The organism is Paenibacillus fonticola DSM 21315, from assembly GCF_000381905.1.
Classification (GTDB): Bacteria; Bacillota; Bacilli; order Paenibacillales; family Paenibacillaceae; genus Fontibacillus; species Fontibacillus fonticola.
Window position 1 is genome coordinate 92456 of record NZ_KB907260.1, and the last position, 22390, is coordinate 114845.

General features: G+C 47.7%; 15 protein-coding genes. All 15 read right to left on the reverse strand.

Annotated elements, in window-relative coordinates:
• Nucleotides 1-32 precede the first annotated feature (32 nt).
• Nucleotides 33-497 carry a tRNA (uridine(34)/cytosine(34)/5-carboxymethylaminomethyluridine(34)-2'-O)-methyltransferase TrmL gene (gene trmL / locus G358_RS0116725; protein ID WP_019638392.1) on the reverse strand — a complete coding sequence of 155 codons (465 nt, stop codon included), beginning with the start codon at nucleotides 495-497 and terminating at the stop codon, nucleotides 33-35.
• Nucleotides 498-793: 296 nt separating this feature from the next.
• Nucleotides 794-1882 (reverse strand): 3-phosphoserine/phosphohydroxythreonine transaminase, encoded by a 1089-nt coding sequence (gene serC / locus G358_RS0116730; RefSeq protein ID WP_019638393.1) that lies wholly within the window; start codon nucleotides 1880-1882, stop codon nucleotides 794-796.
• Between the two features lie 157 nt (nucleotides 1883-2039).
• Nucleotides 2040-2930: a hypothetical protein gene (locus G358_RS0116735; RefSeq protein WP_240480050.1), complete on the reverse strand. Its 891-nt coding sequence runs from the start codon at nucleotides 2928-2930 to the stop codon at nucleotides 2040-2042.
• A 332-nt stretch (nucleotides 2931-3262) separates the two neighbouring features.
• Entirely contained in the window at nucleotides 3263-6001 is a 2739-nt protein-coding gene (locus G358_RS0116740; protein ID WP_019638395.1) for a GH36-type glycosyl hydrolase domain-containing protein, read from the reverse strand.
• Nucleotides 6002-7517: 1516 nt separating this feature from the next.
• Entirely contained in the window at nucleotides 7518-8555 is a 1038-nt protein-coding gene (gene aroF / locus G358_RS0116745) for a 3-deoxy-7-phosphoheptulonate synthase (RefSeq protein ID WP_019638396.1), read from the reverse strand.
• Nucleotides 8556-9011: 456 nt separating this feature from the next.
• Nucleotides 9012-10775 (reverse strand): DUF5605 domain-containing protein, encoded by a 1764-nt coding sequence (locus tag G358_RS0116755; RefSeq protein ID WP_019638398.1) that lies wholly within the window; start codon nucleotides 10773-10775, stop codon nucleotides 9012-9014.
• A 14-nt stretch (nucleotides 10776-10789) separates the two neighbouring features.
• Entirely contained in the window at nucleotides 10790-11620 is an 831-nt protein-coding gene (locus G358_RS0116760) for a carbohydrate ABC transporter permease (protein WP_019638399.1), read from the reverse strand.
• A 27-nt stretch (nucleotides 11621-11647) separates the two neighbouring features.
• Entirely contained in the window at nucleotides 11648-12523 is an 876-nt protein-coding gene (locus G358_RS0116765) for a carbohydrate ABC transporter permease (RefSeq protein ID WP_019638400.1), read from the reverse strand.
• A gap of 74 nt (nucleotides 12524-12597) precedes the next feature.
• Complete coding sequence (locus G358_RS0116770; protein ID WP_019638401.1) at nucleotides 12598-13893, reverse strand: ABC transporter substrate-binding protein; 1296 nt, start codon at nucleotides 13891-13893, stop codon at nucleotides 12598-12600.
• 204 nt (nucleotides 13894-14097) lie between these two features.
• Nucleotides 14098-15303, reverse strand: coding sequence for a response regulator (locus G358_RS0116775; RefSeq protein ID WP_019638402.1), 1206 nt, complete (start codon nucleotides 15301-15303; stop codon nucleotides 14098-14100).
• Nucleotide 15304: 1 nt separating this feature from the next.
• Nucleotides 15305-17083, reverse strand: coding sequence for a cache domain-containing sensor histidine kinase (locus G358_RS0116780; RefSeq protein ID WP_019638403.1), 1779 nt, complete (start codon nucleotides 17081-17083; stop codon nucleotides 15305-15307).
• A 261-nt stretch (nucleotides 17084-17344) separates the two neighbouring features.
• Nucleotides 17345-18298: a 4-hydroxy-3-methylbut-2-enyl diphosphate reductase gene (locus G358_RS0116785; protein WP_019638404.1), complete on the reverse strand. Its 954-nt coding sequence runs from the start codon at nucleotides 18296-18298 to the stop codon at nucleotides 17345-17347.
• A 68-nt stretch (nucleotides 18299-18366) separates the two neighbouring features.
• A complete protein-coding gene (locus G358_RS0116790; RefSeq protein WP_019638405.1) occupies nucleotides 18367-19824 on the reverse strand; it encodes a sensor histidine kinase in 1458 nt (485 codons plus the stop codon).
• A gap of 2 nt (nucleotides 19825-19826) precedes the next feature.
• Complete coding sequence (locus G358_RS0116795) at nucleotides 19827-20519, reverse strand: response regulator transcription factor (RefSeq protein ID WP_019638406.1); 693 nt, start codon at nucleotides 20517-20519, stop codon at nucleotides 19827-19829.
• 143 nt (nucleotides 20520-20662) lie between these two features.
• Nucleotides 20663-22279: a S1C family serine protease gene (locus G358_RS0116800; RefSeq protein WP_019638407.1), complete on the reverse strand. Its 1617-nt coding sequence runs from the start codon at nucleotides 22277-22279 to the stop codon at nucleotides 20663-20665.
• Nucleotides 22280-22390 lie beyond the last annotated feature (111 nt).

Below are 22390 nucleotides of genomic sequence, written 5' to 3' on the forward strand. Positions count from 1 at the left end.
ATTCCCCTCTTCGTTCTTGGTGTCAATTTCTCTCACTGCATTCCCGGAAAATCCAACTGCCGCAGCGCTTCGAACACGATGATGGCCGCTGAATTGGATAAATTCAAGGAGCGTACTTTATCCGTCATCGGCATCCTGATCAGTTGATCCGGATGAGCATGCAAAATTTCGTCCGGGAGGCCCTTGGTCTCTTTGCCGAATACGAAGAAATCGCCGTCCCGGTATTCGAAATCGGTATAGCGCTTCTGCGCTTTTGTCGTCGCGAAGAAAAAGCGGCTGCCGCTGTATTTCTCTTTAACCTCCCGGAAAGAATCATGGTATTCAATATTTACCGCATACCAGTAATCAAGCCCTGCACGCTTCAAAGTAGCATCGTCCGTACGGAAGCCAAGCGGGCGTACCAAATGCAAATGAATGCCCGTAGCTGCACAGGTACGGGCAATATTCCCCGTATTTGCGGGTATTTCCGGTTCAACAAGTACAATATGCAACGTCATAATTCACAGATCCTCACTAATTACAAATTTGAGCTTATTCAAATCCATTCATCTCATTCTCGATTTTTTCCATGTCTCTTTTATCGTATTCCATCGTTGTTACGTTTTCATCGTTTGTTTTACTTGTCTATTATAGCAGCAAAACAATATTCCCCAAACAAAAACCTCCCGCCAACCTTGTTGGCGAGAGGCATACTCTATTCAGCGGGGGAAATCCTTTATGATATCCTTCCAGGATACTCCACGTTGGTCTCCTCAGCTGTTTTACACGCAATGCATAAACCAGTTTCCGCTGCTTATCCGTTGGATTTCTGGAACTCTGCCATGAAGTCAACCAATGCCTTAATACTGTCGTAAGGTACGGCATTGTAGATCGAAGCGCGCAAGCCGCCAACGCTACGGTGCCCTTTCAATCCGACGAAGCCTTCTTTCTCGGACTCCTTCACGAATTGCTTCTCCAGCTCCTCCGAAGCCAGACGGAAGGTGACGTTCATCAGCGATCGGCTGTCATTATCGGCACATCCGCGGTAGAATCCACCGCTATTGTCAATCGCGTTGTACAGAAGCGCCGCTTTCTCCTGGTTCTTCTTCTCGATGCCTTCAAGCGAGCCTTGCTCTTCGATCCACTTCAACACTTGGTTTACCATGTAGATCGAGAAAGAAGGCGGTGTATTATATAGAGAATTGTTGCCTGCATGCGTGTCGTAGCGCAGCATCGTCGGCAGGTGCTTTGGTGAATCTTGCAGCAGCTCCTCACGAGCGATGACTACGGTTACGCCGGACGGCCCCAAATTCTTTTGGGCGCCAGCATATACCATGCCGAATTGCGTAAGATCGAATGGACGGGACAGAATGTCACTGGACATATCTGCGATCAGCGGAATGCTGCCTGTATCCGGGAAGCACCTGAACTGAGTTCCTTCGATCGTCTCATTGGATGTGATATGCAGATATGCTGCATTGTCCGGCAAATTCAGATGGCTCAGATCAGGCAGACTCATAAATTTGCTCTCTTTGGATGAAGCAGCCTCAAACACCTCGCCGATCAGCTTCGCTTCTTTAACCGCCTTGCTAGCCCAGCTTCCCGTCATGACGTAACCGGCTGTTTTTCCCTCTGTCAGGAAGTTCATCGGAATCATGGAAAACTGCGTTGAAGCACCGCCTTGCAGGAACAATACTTTATATCCCTCGGGATTACCGAACAGCTTCAAAAGGCGGCTCGCCGCTTCATTGTGAGCCTCCTCATAAACTGCTCCACGGTGCGACATTTCCATGATCGACATGCCGGTTCCGCGATAATCGACGAATTCCGCCTGAGCCCGTTCCAACACTTCTAACGGTAGTGCTGCAGGTCCTGCGTTAAAGTTATAAGCTCTCTTACTCATTTCTCCCCCGTCCTCTCTTAACACTTATTTATAGACTTTCGAAGTTTTGATAAGGTTTATCATAGCAACTATTCTTTTTTCCAGCAAGGTGATATTTCATTTGATTTGATAGTTTGCAGAATTGACACATTAACGCTTCATCTTAACAGAGATTTTATCATGACCCACGGTAGAATTCATATACCCTTGACCAATTTTGGCTCTGTCCAGGCGCTAATTCGATACGGACGAAAATTTCTGGGGAAACGACGTGCCCTGTACCCCATACCGCGACAGCAGAGACTCGAAAAGAGCTGATTTCCCTAACACTGGCTCCACTCGGCTGATGCAGCAATTCCCAAATCCATGTGGACGAGCTGGATGGAAATCCGTCTAAAAGGAAGTAAAAGGGCTTATCCGGCGTCCTTTTCCAAGTGACATCTCCTCCTTCAATTACTACGCCATCCATCGTCCCGGGCTCATCGCTCCAAGGCTGAATCTCAAAAGGAAATCTCAATTTATAGTCCGGTCCAATCGGCTGACGATCTATTCCCAGAAAGTTATGGTTGTACTCATCTGTCCGGATTTCGCGTAACCCTGTATTCGTTAATTGGTAATCAATCCACAGCTGATTCCCGGTAATAGAGATAGACTTCTCAAGCCTTGTAGCGTATCCGGCGCAATTGTCGGGATATGTCGTAAATATAATATTCTGCTCGCTTTTCATCTCAGCCTCAATCCGGTAAGGCTGAAGCGAATAACTTCGGTAAAATTGATAAGGCTGGATATCCGGCCGGGTCAATAGCCCTACTCCAAGCTTAGGAAATTGACCCCCAACTGGCGTATCCTCATAACCGATGGCTTCCCTTATTGAGAACTCGTTGCACAAACCTTTTCCGCCCGTCCCCTCTCCGACCTGAAGACTTTCCGGCACACAGAAGGTATGGTTGCCTTCACGCATAGTGACCCCGGTGATAAAGCCGCTCCAGTCAAAGCGCGTGCCCTTATAATCGCCAACTGCTGCAATATCAATCACCAGGAACTCGTTGCTTAATTGAAATCCCATCATCAGCTCTCCTCTTCCCCTACTGCCCTTCATAGTACTACCCAGCATACTTAGAATACTTGGAATACTCAACATACGAGGAATGCCCGACATACTCGAAAAAACCAGCATACACGGTTTTATGTTTTCTTGGTTTTTAGGCCTATTAACCTTCTAGCCTTCTTACCTTCTTACCTTCTTACCTTCTTACCTTCTTACCTTCTTACCTTCTTACCTTCTTACCTTCTTACCTTCTAGCCTACTAGCCTTCTAAGCCTTCTAAGCCTTCTAGGATTTTTCGCTTGAAAGCAGAAACGCTGGCCCTAGGTTCAATCATCTTCTATTAGATCAGGCTCTTACTTCTCTACCAGTATAATATCAATCCGCTCTGTACCGCCTTCTCGTTTTTCAAATAAAGCTTCCAGCAAAGAGCGTTGAATTAAACACCCCGAACCAAAAGGCACAATTTCCACGTCACTTCTGTTTACTGTTATTGATCCAATCCGATATTGACCATATTCGAGAAACTGTAAATTACGATAGGTTATATGCAGCATTCGATCCGCGAACAACGTCTCTACCGCAGCCTCGCCTTGGCCGTCAAACTGCTCTTTGACGAGCTTAGGCTCCAGATGCAGATCGCCGTAGCTTCCCTTCACCCCATATACCTCTGACAGTTCGGTCAGCAGCAGCCAACTCGCGGAGCCGGTCAAAAACGTATACATTCCGCGGCCTTTTTCATTAATATATTCAGGTATGCCCGGGTACATCCGGCTAAGCTCAAAATGAGTAGAGAGACGGTAGATAGAATCCAGTACTTTATACCCCTCTTTTACGAAACCGCGCTTATAAAGCGCATTAGCGTACATGACGGTCATATGGCTGAACATCGCTCCGTTCTCTTTATGACCAAACGCAAAACCAAAAGCCCTGCCAAGGTTTTGTTGCACCCCGCCAAAATCCGAATTCAAACGGTAGCCGATTTTTTCATCCTTCAGATAGCGATCCGCAGCCTGTACGATTTTACCAACCTGCTCATCCGTAGCGATACCTCCCATAATGCTGAACACTTGACCAGTAAGTGTCATGCGTACGCCTTGCGGAAATTCACCTTCGACCCGCTCGGCATCGTCATTGTAGTAGCCATTAAACCAGGCATATCCTTCTGAACTAGTAATCCATTCATTATGGCGAAGGTGGGAAATCATCCATCTTGCCTTTCCTCTTAAATCATCCACAACCTCCGAAATTTTCAACTTCCGCTTGTTTCCGCTAACCGAAGGCGTGACTGCATCATAATATCGATAAAGAAGATTTAGCTTCACATCCACGTTTTCATAATCAACGGGCTCCATAATCGAATCCAGCAGCATCGTCATTTCTTCGGCCAACTCCATCGTTTCCAATCCTGACTTTTGCTGCAATGCAATGAGCAGCTCCGTTAATTCCAGTAGATTGCTGGCGTAAAATGCGGTAAAGGCCACGCTCTCGCCGCGATTCGGGGCAAGATCAAGCCCATCATTCCAGTCCGCACCCTCCAGCTTAATATTGTTATGCTCCCCAACATGATAGAATGGTACGATGTTTTGCAGCAATATATGTTCCAAAATGCTGCCCTCATAGACGCTGCCATCATGAGTTGTCAGCTTATTTCCGCTATCAGCATTCCAGCTCAAGTCGCGCTCCTGACAGCGCTTGACGAAAATGTCCCGGAAATACGACTGCGGCTGCAGCAAAATGTCCAGATCACCGCTTTGATGCACATAAAGCAGCGTCGTCAGAAGAGGCCATGCCCCATGATCCATCCATACCCTTGGAATGTTGTTGCGGTCTGCAATAAACTCACCGGGCTGCGAGCCAATAATTGTCGCATTACTGCCATCAATTCGAACTCCCGCATAATTGTTTATCAGCAGATGCCTCACTTCATTTGGTTCCATCACCATCAATGCAAGACAATCCTGCCACAAATCACGCCAGCCCCTGCCTCCCCGGCCATAATCATGATAAGGAAGAAACGAATTGCCGTACAACCGGCGTAAAATAGGCTGTAGAGTCACCCACTTCCTCCATAAATCCTGCTCTGTATTCCCGGACCGAAACTGGATCGTACCCAGCTTCTTCCGCCAATAGGCTTCATTCTCCTTCAGCAGCTTCTCAAATTGTACCGCAGATAAATAATTCTGAGCATACTCAGCATCATTTATCCTCCCCTCAGAAATGATCATCGCCATAATATAAGAAGCAGATTGCCCGGGTAATAATTGTACGGGTGCGAATCGGAGTGCTCCAACAGCCTCGTAACCTTCAAACGAAATACCTGCTGCTGCTTGCGGTTCACGGTTGCATACTACAGCTTCCGGCCAGTCCAAAGCCCCGCCTTCCCCGGTAAACTCCTCTTGAACCGGGAACATGCCGATCGGAGCTTTACCGCTTCCTTCGGCACCGAGAACACTGTAACTTACTTTGTTTATCCGGTGGCCCCTTTCATCAAAAGACAAAGCAGGCTGGACTTCCACACCAAAGTCCGACACATAAATGCGGTGCAGCAGAGATGTGACATGCCGATGATCCCGGAGATCGTCTGCCGAGCGGCCATATAGAGGAATAGCCGAGGTCGGTGTTAAATCAAGTGCAGCGCTACCCGTATTCGTTAATGTCACCTTCATTAATTCGACTTTATCATCAGTGACAGGTACAAAGCTCGTAGTTTCGGCCTTTAGGCCAATCGCAGCATGATGGCGGATAAGCTTATGCCATAAAAAACCGCCCTCCATTTCGTTACGCTCCCGATCTTCTTCAAATTGACTAGCATTCTGTTTGGCGGAGTTGCCGCATACAGACCACGCTCCATGCCCCTTAATATGAATCCAGAAATTTCGCGAAGCCTTGGAGTTGTGCAGATCACCCGCTGATACGGGCTCCATAAGAAACGTATTATGACCTGATGTCATGCTGCCATGCAGATTCGGCGTAATCGCGGACATCATCCCCGCTTCATTTACTAACGGGAAATAGAGATAACTGTTCTTCTCTGGATCCTTTAGCTTAAACACCCCTTCATTTCCTTGAAACTCCCAACGCGACTGTGTCATTCAATCGTTCTCCTCTCTTTAAATGCATATATAGCTAATATGTAAATATAAAAAGTGAATCCATTCCATTTCAAACTACGTAGGATTAAAAAACTTCAGTTCAACGTGGCATCCTCGCAGTTATTTTCATTGATTCATTAAACTTAAACGCTGAGCTATCTGGATGGGTTGAATAAGTTGAATAATCTGAATAATCTGAAGGAGCTGAAGGAGCTCAACTGAAGACTGAATTCATCAAGCTGAAACGATAATCATCGCAACCAACCTAAAACAAAAACCAAATAAACTTAAACACATATTATAGTGATGATTATCTAATAACCACCTAATAACAATCTTCATAACCATCTAATAACAATCCTCATAACCATCTAATAACAATCCTCCGAAACCGGTTTCGATAAAGCCATTATTGCACCCCTATTTCTTATTGTAAAGTACTTTTTTAATACTTTTTAACTCGACTTTCGCAGATTGAAGTCTATAAACAAACCTTCATGTAACTGGGAGAACTGTCTGGCATCCGTCTCCTAGAATTGACAATGTAAGCATGCTAGGGCTTATTACCTGCTTTTGTGACGATATCTCGTTTATCCGATCGAGCAGTTGATGTTGAGCAGTTTGCTGCTGAGCAGTTGCTGCTTAACAGTCGCCCAGTCCAGAATGACAATTTATGAAGTATGAAAAATCATACACATTCAACCAACGTTGCGCCCTATCCAGGTTTTGTGTCTGAAATATCATACACATTCAACCGTGTTGCGCCCTGATCCTGGTTTTGTACTTGAAAAATCATACACATTCAACCGCGTTGCGCCCTGATCCTGGTTTTGTACTTGATAAATCATACACATTCAACCAACGTTGCACCCTATCCAGGTTTTGTGTTTGAAATATCATACACATTCAACCGTGTTGCGCTCTGATCCAGGTTTTGTGCTTGAAAAATCATACACATTCATCCGCGTTGCGCCCTGATCCTGGTTTTGTACTTGATAAATCATACACATTCAACCGCGTTGCACCCTATCCAGGTTTTGTGTTTGAAAAATCATACACATTCAACCAACGTTGCGCCCTATCCAGGTTTTGTGTCTGAAATATCATACACATTCAACCGTGTTGCGCCCTGATTCTGGTTTTGTATTTGAAAAATCATACACATTCAACCGTGTTCCGCTCTGATCCAGGTTTTGTGTTTGAAAAATCATACACATTCAACTGCATTGCGCCTGATCCAGGTTATATATTTGAAATATCATACACATTCAACCGTGTTGCGCTCTGATCCTGGTTTTGTGTTTGAAATATCATACAAAAACATCGTGTTCAGAAGTTGCCTTTCTTGCGACACCAGGAACTTCTGGCTTCGAGCTTTATAATTTCCGATATCTTAAGAAAAACGTTTATCGATGCAGAATCTTAAAAAGGCCGAGCCAGGAATACGATGTAATCCTGCTCGACCTTTATAACGGACGAATAATGAATTAAATGTAAATATTCGTTCGGCTAAACTTTAAACGAGCGCCTTAGGCGTATCAAACCGTTTTCCAAGCAATGGGGCCAGCTGCTCCAAATCACGAAGCAAAGCAGCGAACTGATCCGGGAACAACGACTGCACGCCGTCGCCAGTCATCGAATTATCCGGGTCCGTATGCATTTCGATGATCAGCCCGTCCGCTCCTGCCGCAACGGATGCTTTCGTCATCGGTTCTACGAGCTCACGGCGTCCTGTGCCATGGCTCGGATCGGAAATGACCGGCAAATGGCTCAAGCTTTGCAATACCGGAATCGCCGATAGATCAAGCGTATTTCTAGTGTAGGTTTCAAACGTGCGGATCCCCCGCTCACAAAGCATGACGTTTGGATTTCCGCCTGCCAAAATATACTCCGCCGCATTCAGGAACTCGTCGTACGTTGCACTGAATCCGCGCTTCAGCAGCACCGGTCTGCCGCAGGTTCCCAGCTTGCGCAGCAAATCGAAGTTTTGCATATTACGCGTACCTACCTGCAAAATGTCAGCGTACTCCGCGCAAACATCGACATATTCAGGGGTCATTACTTCGGTAATCGTCAGCAAGCCGTGCTTCTTTCCGGCTTCCGCCATCATGACTAGGCCTTCAACACCTACGCCCTGGAAGCTGTAAGGCCCTGTACGCGGCTTAAACGCTCCGCCGCGAAGCACTTGTCCTCCCGCCGCTTTCACGAGGCGGGCGATTTCATCGATTTGTTCGGCGGATTCTACGGCACAAGGACCACCCATTACGACGAGCTCACCGCCGCCAATTTCTACATCTCCAATTTTAATGACCGTGTTCTCCGGATGGAAATCGCGGCTGGCCAGCTTGTAAGATTTAGAAATTTTAATGACATTCTCTACATCCTTCATTTGGCGTAAATGCTCCGCAAGCTTCGGCTCGATCATACCAATCAATCCGATAACTGTACGGTCATTTCCTCTCGAAACATGAGTTTGTAATCCTTCCTTTTCAATTACTGCGATTATTTCATTAATACGTTCCTCTGGTGTCTGATTAGAAGTGATTACGATCATGATTGTCATCCTCTCATTTTAGTTCTTATTTTTCGATCATCTATGAATCCATTTAATATATTTTGCCACTTAGACGCTTGTTCGCTTTGAAGCTTTTAACCACTAAAGTAACTATAACTGAATACATGTACATCGTCAAGCTAAACTTCCGCCTAAATAACTTAAGAGAATGTTGTTACCCTATATTTTTCGAAATTCAAAAATAAAGCTACAAACCCTTTACTATACAGGTTTGCAGCTTATTACTTTACCGGAAAACTTTTACAGCGAGTCGTTTTTGCTTTTCACGCAGCCGACCGATCGCCTTCATGAAGTTCAAACACTGCGCTGGGAGCTGCGCGCGTGCAAAGGCACCGTACTCACTCATTTGCTGAGATGCTATGCTCACCATTTGTAAAGGCACTGCTAACTCATCGGCTGAGGCTCTCTGTTCACCTATTTGCTGAGCCACTGCGCTCATTCATCCGCTCGGCGCAAACGAACAGCCATAAACTGCCTGCCTGGCAGCTCCACGCGGAAGGTTCCTTCATGTAGACCAGCGCATTTCTCGATCGTCATATTCCATGTATCAATGATCTCAATGGTATACTTGATGCCCGGTTTAACATTGAAAATTCTGAACTTCGGCTGGTTAAAGCCAAAATAGTACATGTAATAGTTGTCCCGGACACCTGCGCAGGGGGCATCCCAGTCGGATCGGAGCGGTTCCCAGCGCTGGCCTGGCGCTTCCTCTACCAGCTTGCGCAGGAACGCGATACGCGCAGGGCTGTCGCCAACTAGTTTGCCTCCTTTGGACCACCATAAAATTTCTTCATCATTCAAATAGGTTTCTCCATGGCCGACATATCCGCCCCGGATCATTCCTTCCCAGAAACGGCGAACCATTTCCTGACCGTTAATGTTGCCCCAGCCCTGATCAATGTCTCCTTCATAGGCGCATTCATCGATGACGACAGGCTTGTTCCAGCGCTCCCGCCATTCCAGCGTCGCTTCGGAGGTTTTATATACATCGATTCTTTGAATGCTGGAGTGGGTTAGCCAAGGCTTGCTATGATCATAGAACGTCAGCCAATTGTGATTTGACAGCAAATGTCCGTAGGGATCATGGGCCGTAATGATCTTCGCATACCTTTCCCAATCCTCGCCGGTCTTCGCCCACATCAAATCATACTCATTTGCCAGCGACCACCAGACATGCCGGTATGCTGACAAGCGGGCGACAATATAACGTAAATACAAATCATCGGCTTCCTGCTCCATTTCCGAAAATCCCCAGCGATCATACGGGTGGAACAAGATCAGATCCGTTTCTATTCCGAGCCGGCCCAAATCGCTTATCCGCTGCTCCAAGTGCTCGAAGAAGGCCGGGTTAAATGCGCGGAAATTCCAGCCCTCCTCCGGGGAGCCTTCGAACGGATACAGAGGCGGTTCGTTGCGGTTGTATAGATAGGACTTGGGAAACACGCACATCCGCATTTTATTAAACGGCGAGCCCGCCAGCGTTTCCAGCGTCTGCTGCTCCAGCTCCTCTCCCTGATGCGTCCATGCGTAACAAGTTGTGCCAAACGGCAAATAGACGGTACCGTCTTCATAAGCGAAATGATACGTATCCCGGACACGCACCGGACCGTGATTGCCTTCTTCGGGCGCGGTACAAATGAATGAGCCCTCGATTCCTTCCAGCGCTTTCACAGTGCTGTGGGTACGGTACGTCCAATTCCCCTCCCGGTCAGGCATCATCCGAACCTTGTAGCTTCCATTGCCGTTATAAAAGCCCAGAACGTTTATGGAACGCTTCCCATCCCCGTGAGTAAACGTTGCACTCAGCTCCACATCCGTGTAAGGATTACCCTCGGATGGCCCATTGAAACTGAGCTCGAGCACGTCCCATTGGGCTGCGCTATCGGGTGAGCTGACCAAACCGGCCCCGTCCATTTGCTTATCGGCATACCCTGTATGAGTCTCTCGCTTCAATGCGGATTTCTTCACGCCTTCCTGCGGAGAGCAATCCGCCTCTGCCAGCTCTTGCAGCAGCGCTGTCCGCTCCGCCTGCGTAAAGCCAAGCTCCTCGCGCAAATCGAGGAACTGCCCCAATGTGAAAATTTTATAGGAAAAAGCAAGATGCTCCTCGTCTTTAAGAAACGGAAAATACTTGAACAAAATTTTTCCTGCAGCTTCATCCGTCCATATGCGCCCTATCTTCGTCTGCTCTGTAAACATTTGAATCCTCCTGTCTAACCTTTAATTGCTCCTGCCATTCCGGATACAAAGTACTTCTGGAAAAATAAATAAACGACCAAAATCGGTACAATCGAGATCAATACCCCGGCGCTTAACAATGTGTAGTTCGTAGAATGCTGTCCCTGGAACGTAAGCAGCCCCGCCGTAACCGGCTGCATAGAATCCTTTGTGATGAAAATTTGCGCCAGCAAAAATTCATTCCAGGTGGACAGGAAATCGAGAATAACCAGCGTTGCTATGGCCGGCATAGCGATCGGCAATATGATGCGAAAAAATTTCCCCAGTTCCGCACAGCCGTCAATATATGCCGCCTCATCCAATTCCTTTGGAATCGAGCGGAGAAATCCTCTCAGCACCATGATGCCGAAGGGAATACCAAAGCCTATATAAACGATAAAAATACCAGGATACGTATTTTCAAGCCCGAAATAATTCAGCATCATATTCAATGGTACGAGCGTAGCCTGAAAGGGAATCATCATCCCGACCAAAAATACGGCAAATAGCGCGTTCCCCCACTTGAAGCCCATCCGTGTCAGGGCATACGCGGCCAGCGCCTCGATCAATATACCGAGCGGAACCTTGACCACGGAAATAAACAAACTGTTGCGAATATAAATATTCATTTTACTCCATGCCTCGGCAAAATTGCTCCATTGGAACACTTCCGGTAAAGTATAGACCGGATTTTTCAGCAGATCGGCATTGGACTTCAAAGCTGTCATCCCGATAAACACGATCGGTATCAGAAAAATGACAGCCAGGCAAATTAGAGATAGATACATAACCGCCTTTGAAACAGCGGATTGTTGGATGTCTTCCATATGGCACACCACCCGCTTTCCTGCAAATCACAGATGTGATTTTTTATTTGTATAGTAGACGTAAGGGATAATGACCACCATAGTTACAAAAACCAGGAACCACGAAATGGCTGACCCTACACCGATATTGTTGAATTTAAAAGTTTGATAGTACATCCAGGATGACAGCACCTGTGTGCTTTGCGCCGGGCCTCCTGCCGTCATGCCGTAAATAATGTCATATACCTTCATCGCATTAACCATTGTAGTAGCGAAAACAATGACAAAGGTTTCGCTTAGCAGCGGTATCGTTATGAAGCGGAACGATTGAACCGGTTTGGCACCATCGATAATCGCCGCCTCATAGCAGTCCTTCGGAATGCTTTGCAAGCCCGCGAGAAACAATACCATTGGCAATCCAACCCCTTGCCATACAGCGGCGATAAATACCGCGTACAGTGCCGTCTTCGGATCGGCCAGCCAGGGGTGAGCCAGTTCTCCAAGCCCGATCCCCTCCAACAAAGCGTTAAAGAACCCCCTTGTCGGATGGTAAAGCCAGCTCCACATCAAAGCGACGATAATACCTGACAATACATAGGGAAAATAAAATACACCGCGAAACAACGATCTCCCTTTGAGTTTCCGGTTAAGCAGCAGAGCAAACATCAGTCCCAGTCCAATAATGATGGTCAGAGAGCCTGCCAGCCAAAGTACGTTATTTTTCAAAGCCTTTTGAAAGACCGTATCCTCTGTTAATAAATAAATATAGTTTTGTAAGCCGACAAACTGTTTGTTTGGCGAAATCCCGTTCCAGCGATATAGACTGAGCTGCAGCGTATACAAGGAGGGCCCCACGATTACAACAAGATAAATCAATAACGCCGGCATCAGGAATGTCCATGGCTTCCAAGCTTTGAGCTTCATACTGTGCCTCCCTCGCACCAGCAGGGCTTGAGAGAACAGCCAGACGGCCGTTCCTCCCAAGCTGTGCTGTATTTCTAGTTGTTGCTCTTATGCGCCTCGACAGCTTTTTGAAGTTCCTGGGCTGCCTGCTCCGGTGTCCATTCATTCAGAATCACCGCATCCTGCGCTTCAAACAGCTTCTGTACTACCGTTTGCGGCAGCGCCTGATCGGAAATCAGGAAGTTGCCGTCTTTAATCATATCGGCCATTTCTGCCGTATGCGGGGACTGCTCTGAAGTATTGAATTGCTGTAAAGCCGGAGAGCCATATTGGTCAATATACTCGTTTACAATCTCCTGGCCCGTAACATATTCGGCCAATTTTACAGCTGCCTCCTGAACAGCAGGCTCAGAGCTGCCGTTAATTTGGAACATCTCCGCAAAGCTCGACATCCGCACTGGCTGATGATCGGTAGGGAATTTGAAAATACCGATGCTGCTCGGATCTACTCCTGCCTGGGATATGGTCAAATCAACCCATGCCCCTTCAATCGCAAAGCCTTGGAGACCATGGTACAGCGGCGTTTCAGCCTCCTGTGGATCAAGAGTAATAAAGCCTTTTTCGAAATAACCTTTATCCGACCACTCCTTCAGCTTCTGAAAGCTTTGCACAACCGCCGGATCTTCCCATGAAGCTTCCAGCGCATTAAGCTGATCATGCAGTTCGACGCCGCCGTAATGCTCGATCAACTGCTCAACCCAGCGCATCAGCATCCAGCCGCCCTTACCTCCAACGGCAAATGGCGTAATATCCTGATCCTTCATCAATTGCAGTTGTGCTTCAAACTCCGCGAACGTAGCTGGCGGATTCAGGTTTAATTTAGCATATAACTCCTTCGGATAAATGACGGCGAGGGAAGCGAGGTGGAATGGCACCCCGGCAATTTTACCGTCATACTTCACCAAATCAATCGCTGCCGGATTATATATATCCTCCCATTTGTGTTCGGCCGCAACCGCAGTCAAATCCATCGTCAACCCGTTTTCCGGGTAAAAGGCCCCTAATGATCCGCCCCAAGTAAACCACATATCTGGCAATGTTTTCGAAGCTGCTGCTACCTTCAGTGATTCTTTTAACGGATCTGTCCCATAGAAGGTAGGTTCTACTTTGATATCGGGATTTTTGCTTTCGAAATCTTTAATAATCGGTTCAAGATATGCCGCTTGATCATTCAGCACCCAAATGCTCACTGTCGTTTTGTCTCCGCCGCCATCACCAGCCCCGGTTCCAGCAGCGTTCTTTTCCGGACTGCCGCCGCCACCGCAGGCGGATAACATCATTACGATCAAGATCATTACCGCCAGCATTGCCGTAAAGCGATTTCTTTTCATTTCTTCAACCCCCTGTTGATAATAAATAAGTTAAGTAAATAAGCGCTGGCCTATTTGCTTGCTTTAAGTCTACTATCCGGCAGCAGCGCTGGGTATGAGGGCCATATGTCATTTCTTACGCGAAAATATCGACTTTCGGCAAGGTAAAAAACCTTTTCGTGTGGCCAAATAGAACATCAATGCATTTTCCTACACTCTTATGCACTAACGGTTGCGATACTCCAGCGGAGTCATGCCTACCCGATCTTTAAACAGCTTGCTGAAATAATGCGGATTTGTATAGCTTAATATTTCGCTTATTTCATATACTTTTTTATTCGTATCCCGCAGCAGCTTCTGTGCATAAATAATTTTGTTCCGGATGACATATTCACTAAAGCTTTCTCCAACCTCTTTTAAAAAAATCCGGCTTAAATAGCTGGTGCTGATCGGAATGGACTCTGCCACTTTCATCAGCGTAATATCCTCAAGCAGATGATGATCCACATATTCCTTCGCTAATCTGACATGCAGGCTGTCGCTTTGCTGGTTGACGGGAAATTTTAGCTCCGCCTCCATATAGGCTTTTGGAATTTCGCTCATATCTTTATAAATAGAACTGCACGAATAGATGATAGACGCATTCAACAATTCAAATATTTTGCTGCGCAGACGCTCCAGATACTGCTCCCTGCCCTGAAGGTCCTCCTCTTCTTTCGGCGCAGATGGCGACAGCCACAATATTTCTCGATGGTTGCGGTGAAACACAATGCCGCCCCAGTTTCGGGAGACGTATTCTTCAATCAAATAGCGGATCGACATAAACTTTAAATGATCTTTTGTGCTGGGGGCGGTTATGTGATCTACAGTCATTTGATCTGCAGCATCATCCCGCAGGCGAAATGCAGCGATCCACAGACCCTGGGCAAATTGCCCTTTCTCCGGTTCGGACAATCGCATTTTGGACGGGTAAGTGTACGTATCAAGCAAAGATACGAGCCAGTCGTTCCGCTCCTCCTCCGACCATATGGCCGTTGTCCCCGCGGTGTTCTGCTCGAGCAGCTTGACCGCTTTCTGAAGCGTTGCCGTCACTTCCTCCTCATCCATAGTCGGCTTGTGAAGATAATCAATCGCTCCGAGCCGGATCGCCTCTTTGACGTAAGGAAAATCGTCATAACTGCTTAAATAGATCATCTGCACATGCTTGAACGGACCATTGCGAATATAACGGCCCAGCTCGATCCCATCCATGCCCGGCATGCGAATATCCGTCATGACGATATGAATGTTTTCTGTTTCCAGCAGCCGCACGGCCTCTTCCCCATTAGACGCCTCAGCTTTCCAGCACACGCCCTGGGCATCCCAATCCACCATATAACGCAAGCCCATTCTAACGATCGCTTCATCCTCGACCACTAATAAATTCCACATTTCAATTCCCCCTTGTTACGGATTTATAAGGAATCGTCATCCGCACCGCCGTCCCCGGTTCCTGGCGCTGAACCTCAAGACCGTACTCCCTGCCAAACCACAATCGAATCCTGTCATTGACATTGTTGATCCCGATATGAGATGCGTCGTCCTCCCGCTGATCAAGCAGCAGAGCGATTTGCTCCTCTGATATTCCAATTCCGTTATCGATAATTTCAATGCACAGCGTATTTCCGTCTTCCCTTAGCCGGACCTTCACGGTGATGAGCAATATGCGGTTCAGGCCCATTGAGCCATGAAAAATAGCGTTTTCCAATATCGGCTGCAGCAGCATGGCCGGTATGCCTGCATCCAGCAGTTCCTCCGGTACGTCCCACTCCACGGCAAATGTGTTAGTATACCTTAGATCCATCAATTGCCCATAATCCCGGAGCAGCTCGAGCTCTTCGGATAATGGCATAAGCTCATCGTTTAGCTTCATGTATGATTGCAGCAAGCGGTTTAAGGAATGAATCAGCTTGGCGATTTGCGGCGACTGCTGCAAAATGGCCAGCATCCGAATCGAATTAAGCGTGTTATACAAAAAATGAGGCTGAATCCTCACCCGAAGCGCATAAAGCTCTGCCTTCCGCTTCTGCCGTTCCTTCTCGGCGATCGAATGAATGAGCTCATTCACTCTTTTGACCATCCGCACATAGCTTAAATGAAGCTGCCCGATTTCATCATATCTAGTTGGCGCCTCCAGCACTTCAAATTTACCTTTCTCCACATTGCGCATGGAACGGATTAATCGGCTGATCGGCCGGGACAAACTGTTGGCCAGCATCCAGGATACGACAGCGGAGGCAATCATCAGCACGATAGCAATGGCTATGGTATATTGGCGGATCGTGCTGCTTCCCTGCAATATCACATCCTGATTTTTACCCATATAAATCGTCCATCCCAAATATTTGTTCTGCCTCACAACCCCGCTATATTTCACGTTCTGATCCCCCAGCTTGCTGTCCGCCGTCCAGACGCCGTCGACCCCGACGCGAGGCGGCCGCTCCAGCAGATGGTCCGCAATCTGTTCATCGGATGCATAGATTAGCTGATTATCCGCATCGACAACCGTCACAGCAGTGTCGCGCAGCTGCGAGGAGGAAATTATTTTCTCAATAAAATCGGGAGATATGTGCAGGGCTATTATCGCCAGCGGGCGCATCCGCTCATCCAGCAGCATTCTGGACACGGTCACGGCTGTAAAGGCTTGTCCATCAAATTGTCTGACTTCATGCACGCCGGAGACGACAAATCCGCCCCTTTTTTCTATCGCCTCTTGATACCAGGCTTCCTTTGTGACATCGTAGCTTCTATTGATCGAGGAAGAACCGCTAAGCTGATAACCGCTGATCCCGCCGTTGTTGCCGTACAGTACCATGCCTTTTATCGAGGTATTAATAGAAGGATAGGCACTCATTAAACGAATTAGCTGCTTCTCCGCATTCAGCTCGGCGGAACCCCACTCTTTTTCAGGGATATAAGGCTGATTAAAAATTGTAAACGCTTCCGTTAAATAGTAGGGCAAGATGCTAAAACGATCAAAATCGCTGATTTGCTTCTCGATCGCTGTGATCAATTGGCCGGCAATTACCTGCAGTTCCTGTTCCGTCTGGCGCATCAAAGTATCCGATGACTTTTTATAAGCGATCGTTCCTAGTAAAAGCACGGGCAAACTGCTGACGATCGTCAGCACGATAAACAACTTTTTATGATATGATATCCGCTTCCAGTACATGATTTGTCCCCCATAGCTGTTTGTATTCTATTTATGTTCTATTTTTAGTCTATCTGCCTTTATAGGCTTATTCCATCCGCAAAAAATGTTATTTCCCACCAGTTTTATGCAGTTTGCACCCTACCCTCGAAAATCAATAGATCAAATCCGCTTTTTATAACACTTTTATTTCATGCTTACCGATTTAACGCAAAATAAAAAAGCTGTCCCCATAGCGCAAAGTTTGCCTTGGCTACAGGGACAGCTGTACTCAACTTAACCTTATGATTTCTTTGCTCCCACTTTGACTGGGGGCAGCAGCTTCTGCATATTCACAGTCCGCACGATTTCCCAGGTGTCCGGATTTTGATGATCATACTGCTCCAAATAAGCGATAACCTCTTTCGTAATCGGAGTTGGCGTCGACGCACCCGAGGTGACTGCAACCTTGCCGACTCCCTCCAGCCACTCCCGCTTCAGCTCCGTCACGTCAGAAATACGGTAGGCCGTAACTCCGGCGATCTCCTCAGATACTTGAGCCAGCCGATTCGAGTTATTGCTGCGCGGATCGCCCACAACGATGACGAGATCCGCTTGGCCTGCCTGCTCAGCAACAGCTTCCTGCCGGACCTGAGTCGCGAGACATATTTCATTATGAACTTCAGCGCCCGGAAATTTCTCAAGCAGCTTCTTCATAATATGCTTAATATCCCACTGACTCATCGTCGTCTGATTCGTGATTACAATTTTGTCCGAGCTAACCGAAAGGGAGCTGATCTCCTCCTCCTTCTCGATCAAATGAACATGCTCTGGCGCCACCCCAATCGCCCCCTCAGGCTCTGGGTGACCCTTTTTGCCGATGTAAATAATATCGTAACCGTCCGCCACCTTCTCCTTAATAAGAACATGGGTCTTGGTCACATCCGGACAAGTGGCATCTACCGTGGTCAATCCCTTGTCGCGAGCGATTTTGCGAACCTCAGGGGATACGCCATGAGCGGTAAATATGACCGTACCGCGCTCGACCTGGCTTAATATGTCCAGCCGGTTCGGTCCATCCAGCGTAATAATTCCTTCGTCTTCAAACGATTGGGTAACATGACTGTTATGCACAATCATGCCCAGTATATAAATCGGCCGCGGCAGATCAAGATTTTTGGCTGCCTGACGTGCGAGCACCATCGCATCCACAACGCCGTAGCAATAACCGCGCGGTGAAATTTTGATCACTTCCATGATTTTGGCACCCCCGCTTTCTCGTTCCCTAATTATACTTTCTGATGGGTAACACTATTTATTATAGCCTATTTCGGCAAAGCGTTAAAGACAACGGGAAGCCAGATCACGAACATCGTCCCTTCTCCGCGCCGGGTGATCACTTCAACTGAGCCGCCATGCTCATCGATGATCCATTTGGCAATAGACAGCCCCAGTCCTGTTCCTTGCGTTACCCCGCGTGACGGATCGGCACGGTAGAATCGTTCAAAAATTTGCGGAATTTCACTTCGCTCCATGCCAATCCCCGTGTCCTTGATCCGAATGCCGACCTGATTGCCGGAGCTTATGGCGTCGATGCTCACTTGCCCTTCCGGTGTATACTTAAAGGCGTTTTCGATAAAAATAAACAGCATTTGCTGCAGGTAATCTTTGTTGCCGACAATACAGGCGTCTTGAATGACCGACAAGTCTCCTTGGACCCATAGCGCCTGGCGCGGTAAAAAATTAGCCCGCCGTACGACTTCCTCGACAATAGGACCGAGCAATTGAGGTTCTTTCTCGATTGTTTGCCCTGCGTCTGCCCGGGCTAAAGACAGCATATCATTGATGAGACGGCTCATCCGCTCGGCTTCATCTGCGATATCGCTGACAGCTTCCAACGAGAAGCTCCTTAGCTGCTCCTCGTTCATCGGCATCGGTTCGTTTTCCTCCCGGCCCCATATTTTTTTGATTAGATCGACATTTCCCCGGATCGTCGTCAAGGGCGTGCGCAGCTCATGAGAGGCATCTGATACGAATCGCCGCTGATTGGCGTAAGCTTCGTCCAGCTCATTGTAAAATCGCTCCGTCCTCGCTAACATGTTGTTCACCGTGCCGATTAAACGCCCGATTTCATCGTTTGGCCCGTCATACTCAATACGGACACTCAGGTCCGTGCCTTTCTGAATGCCGTTAGCGGCCTCAATCACTTTGCCGATCGGCATCATCGACGTGCGCGCCAGGAACATCCCGAAGGAGCTGGCTACAAAAATAGTAATAAAAGAGCCGAATAACAGCACGGTTTTTAACTGATCCATAATGCGGTGCTCTGCATTCGTATCCGCCGCCAGCTGCAGCAGGCCGACAATCGTATTTCCATAGACGAGCGTCCGCTCATATAACAAATACGAATTACCGTTGATCGTGATGTTCTGAAATTTTCCTTTCTTGCCGATCTGGTCGATCGAGGGCACCGGAAACACCATTTGGCGATTCAGCATCCCTTCTGAAATGCGCTTAGACCCCAATACATAGTTATTTAACTGCCAAAAAATGCGCGCATCCTCCAAACGCAATATTTGACCGCGATCCATTTGCAAATCGAGCCCTTGAGAAAGACTGACATTTTGGGCCTGCTCAATTTGAGCCCCGTGCTCCTCAAGTCTCTTTTTTACTTCTAAAAAAATGTTATACCGTACGATTCCATAGATGGAAGCGCCAAACATAATAAGTGTTATGGCCAAAATGCCGGTATACCATGCTGTTAGCCGCAACCTGATCGACATGCCTAGGAATCCCCTCTCAAAATATACCCGGCGCCGCGGATCGTCTGAATAAGACGTTTGCCTCCATATTCCTCCGTTTTTTGCCGGAGCATCGCAATATAAACTTCCAGCACGTTGGACTCTCCACTGTAATCATAGCCCCATATTTTATCCATAATAAGATCTCTGGTAAGCAGCCGCTTGGGATTTTGCATAAACAAATGCAGTAATTCGAATTCCTTGGCGGTCAATTCAAGACGCTGTCCAGCCCTCATTACCTCACGGGAATCAAGATCCATGACAATGTCCTCAAATATTAATCTCTGGCTGCCCGCATCCCCGCCCGACGTTTCTTTGCGGCGCAACAAAGCCCTTACCCGGGCCAGCAATTCTTCCAGCGCAAACGGCTTCACCAAATAATCGTCAGCACCGGTGTCCAGCCCTTTGACGCGATTCTCCACCTCATCCTTAGCCGTCAGCATGAGAACAGGAACCGTGCTGCCCCCTTCTCTAAGTCTGCGGCATACTTCAAATCCGTCGAGCTTTGGCATCATGACATCCAAAATAATTAAATCGGGATCAGCGGCCAGCATCATCGACAATCCTTCCATCCCGTCATGAGCGGTATGGACCTCGTAACCTTCAAATGCCAGCCCGCGGCGCAGCATGGAAGTAATTTTCTCGTCATCATCAATTACCAGTATTCCCGATCTCACGGCAATCTCTCCTTTAGGTTCTTGACTATATTGTACATCAGAAGCAGCTTAGTTTCCTTCGTCAGGCCATGATGCAAAGAAGGCGGCAAGGCTTTTCGCCCTGCCGCCCGCTGTTCACTTCCAGGTCGGATGCTTCATCCGGCCTATTCTAGGTTAGGGAAATCATTTTTATTTCCAATCGTCACTTGCAAGTCTATGCTGTTGCCATCGCGAACGACATTGAAGGTCACTACTTTGCCGACGCTTTGCTTCTGGATATAGCCGATCAAATCTTCCTTGGTCACAAATTTCTTTCCGTCTGCTCCAGTGATGATGTCATATGGACGGAGATCGGCATTATAGGCTGGAGATTTGTATACAATATCGGATACAAGCGAGCCTTCCTTCACCTCGGTTCCCATCTGCTTGGCGACTTCGTCCGTCATCGTCAGCAGCGTTGCACCGATAAATGGTATCGGCTTTTGAGGAATCTCTTCATTATTTTTCAGCTTATCCAATACTTCATTAACGGTCGACGTCGGAATGGCAAACCCGATACCTTGCGCATCCGAGCTGACAGCGACGTTGATTCCAACTACTTCGCCGTTCAAATTGAGCAATGGACCGCCGGAATTACCCGGGTTAATCGAAGCGTCCGTCTGCAGCAGATGCTCATATTCCCGCGCCTTCTCCCCGTTTTCCCCAGCGATGCGTATGCCGCCTCTTTCCTTCGCGCTAAGTACGCCGGCGGTAACGGTATGATCAAAGCCTTGCGGGTTGCCGATTGCTACCAGCCATTCACCCACCTGTGTACTGTCGGAATTGCCCATCGGAATGGATGGAAAGTTGTCGTCTCCCTCGATCTTCAGGACGGCCAGGTCAAGCTCATAGCTCGTGCCAAGCACCTTGGCTTCATATGGCTTTTCAATATCCTGCAGCGTTACCTGAACGATATCAGCATTGTGCACAACGTGCTCATTAGTTAGAATATAACCTGTTTTGTCGAAAATAAAGCCCGAACCGATTCCGGTAGGCACCAGTTGATTGGAGTTGGACGAGCCTCCCCCGTTGCCTCCATTGCCACCGTTACTGCTTCCGTACCAATCGTCCCCGAAGAAGAAACGATAGAATGGATCATTGTTTTGGCTCCGGCTTCTCTGGTTGCTGGCTTTGACCAAAGTTTCAATCTTGACCACGGCCGGACTTGCCTGCTGAACAACGCTCGTCACATCGCCCGGATTCGTAATCGGGAACGCCGCTGTCGCAGCCTTAGAGGCTGAGCCTCCGTTACCGGCCGCCGTTTGGGATTCCGCAGCCGTCGAAGCCGGAACAGTAGGTTCCGAATTAGGCGTGAACATATTGGTGCGGTCTGCAAACACCATCGCTCCGGTCAAAATCAACATTCCCGCGAGCATGCCGGCGAATACAGATTTGAAGGATGATTTGGGGCGCTGATTGTACTGCCAATTCCCGTTTCTGGCCGGAGGCGCTCCTGCGTTCCCGGCATTGGTGCCGTGCGGACCGGCTGAGGATGAATGTGCATTAAAAGACGATGTTGGAATCGGCCTTACCGGCTGAGGTCTCGTAATTTCAACTTCTTCGCGCTGTACGCGGTCGTACGAATAACCTTCCCCAGACTCCTCACCGCTTTTTCCGTAGGATTGGAACGGCCCGTATGAATAATAATATGAAGAGGACGAGCCGGACTCTGAAGATTGCTGCGGCTTGTCGCTTTCGTTATCGTCAAAATTTTGACCCGTTTTATTTTTTTGATCGTCCATTGTAACTAACCTCCTTCCCCTAACCTATAGGGGTTCTTGTTTACTTGTTCTTATTTTGTACTATAAACCTTAAACGCACCTTAAAAACAATTTAAAAGGAGATAAAAGCCA

What these genes read in the sequence shown, in the direction of transcription:
- trmL (WP_019638392.1), bottom strand. Translation starts at nt 497, where the DNA reads ATGACGTTGCATATTGTACTTGTTGAACCGGAAATACCCGCAAATACG.
- G358_RS0116770 (WP_019638401.1), bottom strand. Translation starts at nt 13,893, where the DNA reads ATGAAAAGAAATCGCTTTACGGCAATGCTGGCGGTAATGATCTTGATC.
- G358_RS0116775 (WP_019638402.1), bottom strand. Translation starts at nt 15,303, where the DNA reads ATGTGGAATTTATTAGTGGTCGAGGATGAAGCGATCGTTAGAATGGGC.
- G358_RS0116790 (WP_019638405.1), bottom strand. Translation starts at nt 19,824, where the DNA reads ATGTCGATCAGGTTGCGGCTAACAGCATGGTATACCGGCATTTTGGCC.
- G358_RS0116765 (WP_019638400.1), bottom strand. Translation starts at nt 12,523, where the DNA reads ATGAAGCTCAAAGCTTGGAAGCCATGGACATTCCTGATGCCGGCGTTA.
- G358_RS0116755 (WP_019638398.1), bottom strand. Translation starts at nt 10,775, where the DNA reads ATGTTTACAGAGCAGACGAAGATAGGGCGCATATGGACGGATGAAGCT.
- G358_RS0116780 (WP_019638403.1), bottom strand. Translation starts at nt 17,083, where the DNA reads ATGTACTGGAAGCGGATATCATATCATAAAAAGTTGTTTATCGTGCTG.
- G358_RS0116760 (WP_019638399.1), bottom strand. Translation starts at nt 11,620, where the DNA reads ATGGAAGACATCCAACAATCCGCTGTTTCAAAGGCGGTTATGTATCTA.
- G358_RS0116735 (WP_240480050.1), bottom strand. Translation starts at nt 2,930, where the DNA reads ATGATGGGATTTCAATTAAGCAACGAGTTCCTGGTGATTGATATTGCA.
- G358_RS0116740 (WP_019638395.1), bottom strand. Translation starts at nt 6,001, where the DNA reads ATGACACAGTCGCGTTGGGAGTTTCAAGGAAATGAAGGGGTGTTTAAG.
- G358_RS0116785 (WP_019638404.1), bottom strand. Translation starts at nt 18,298, where the DNA reads ATGGAAGTGATCAAAATTTCACCGCGCGGTTATTGCTACGGCGTTGTG.
- G358_RS0116800 (WP_019638407.1), bottom strand. Translation starts at nt 22,279, where the DNA reads ATGGACGATCAAAAAAATAAAACGGGTCAAAATTTTGACGATAACGAA.
- aroF (WP_019638396.1), bottom strand. Translation starts at nt 8,555, where the DNA reads ATGATCGTAATCACTTCTAATCAGACACCAGAGGAACGTATTAATGAA.
- serC (WP_019638393.1), bottom strand. Translation starts at nt 1,882, where the DNA reads ATGAGTAAGAGAGCTTATAACTTTAACGCAGGACCTGCAGCACTACCG.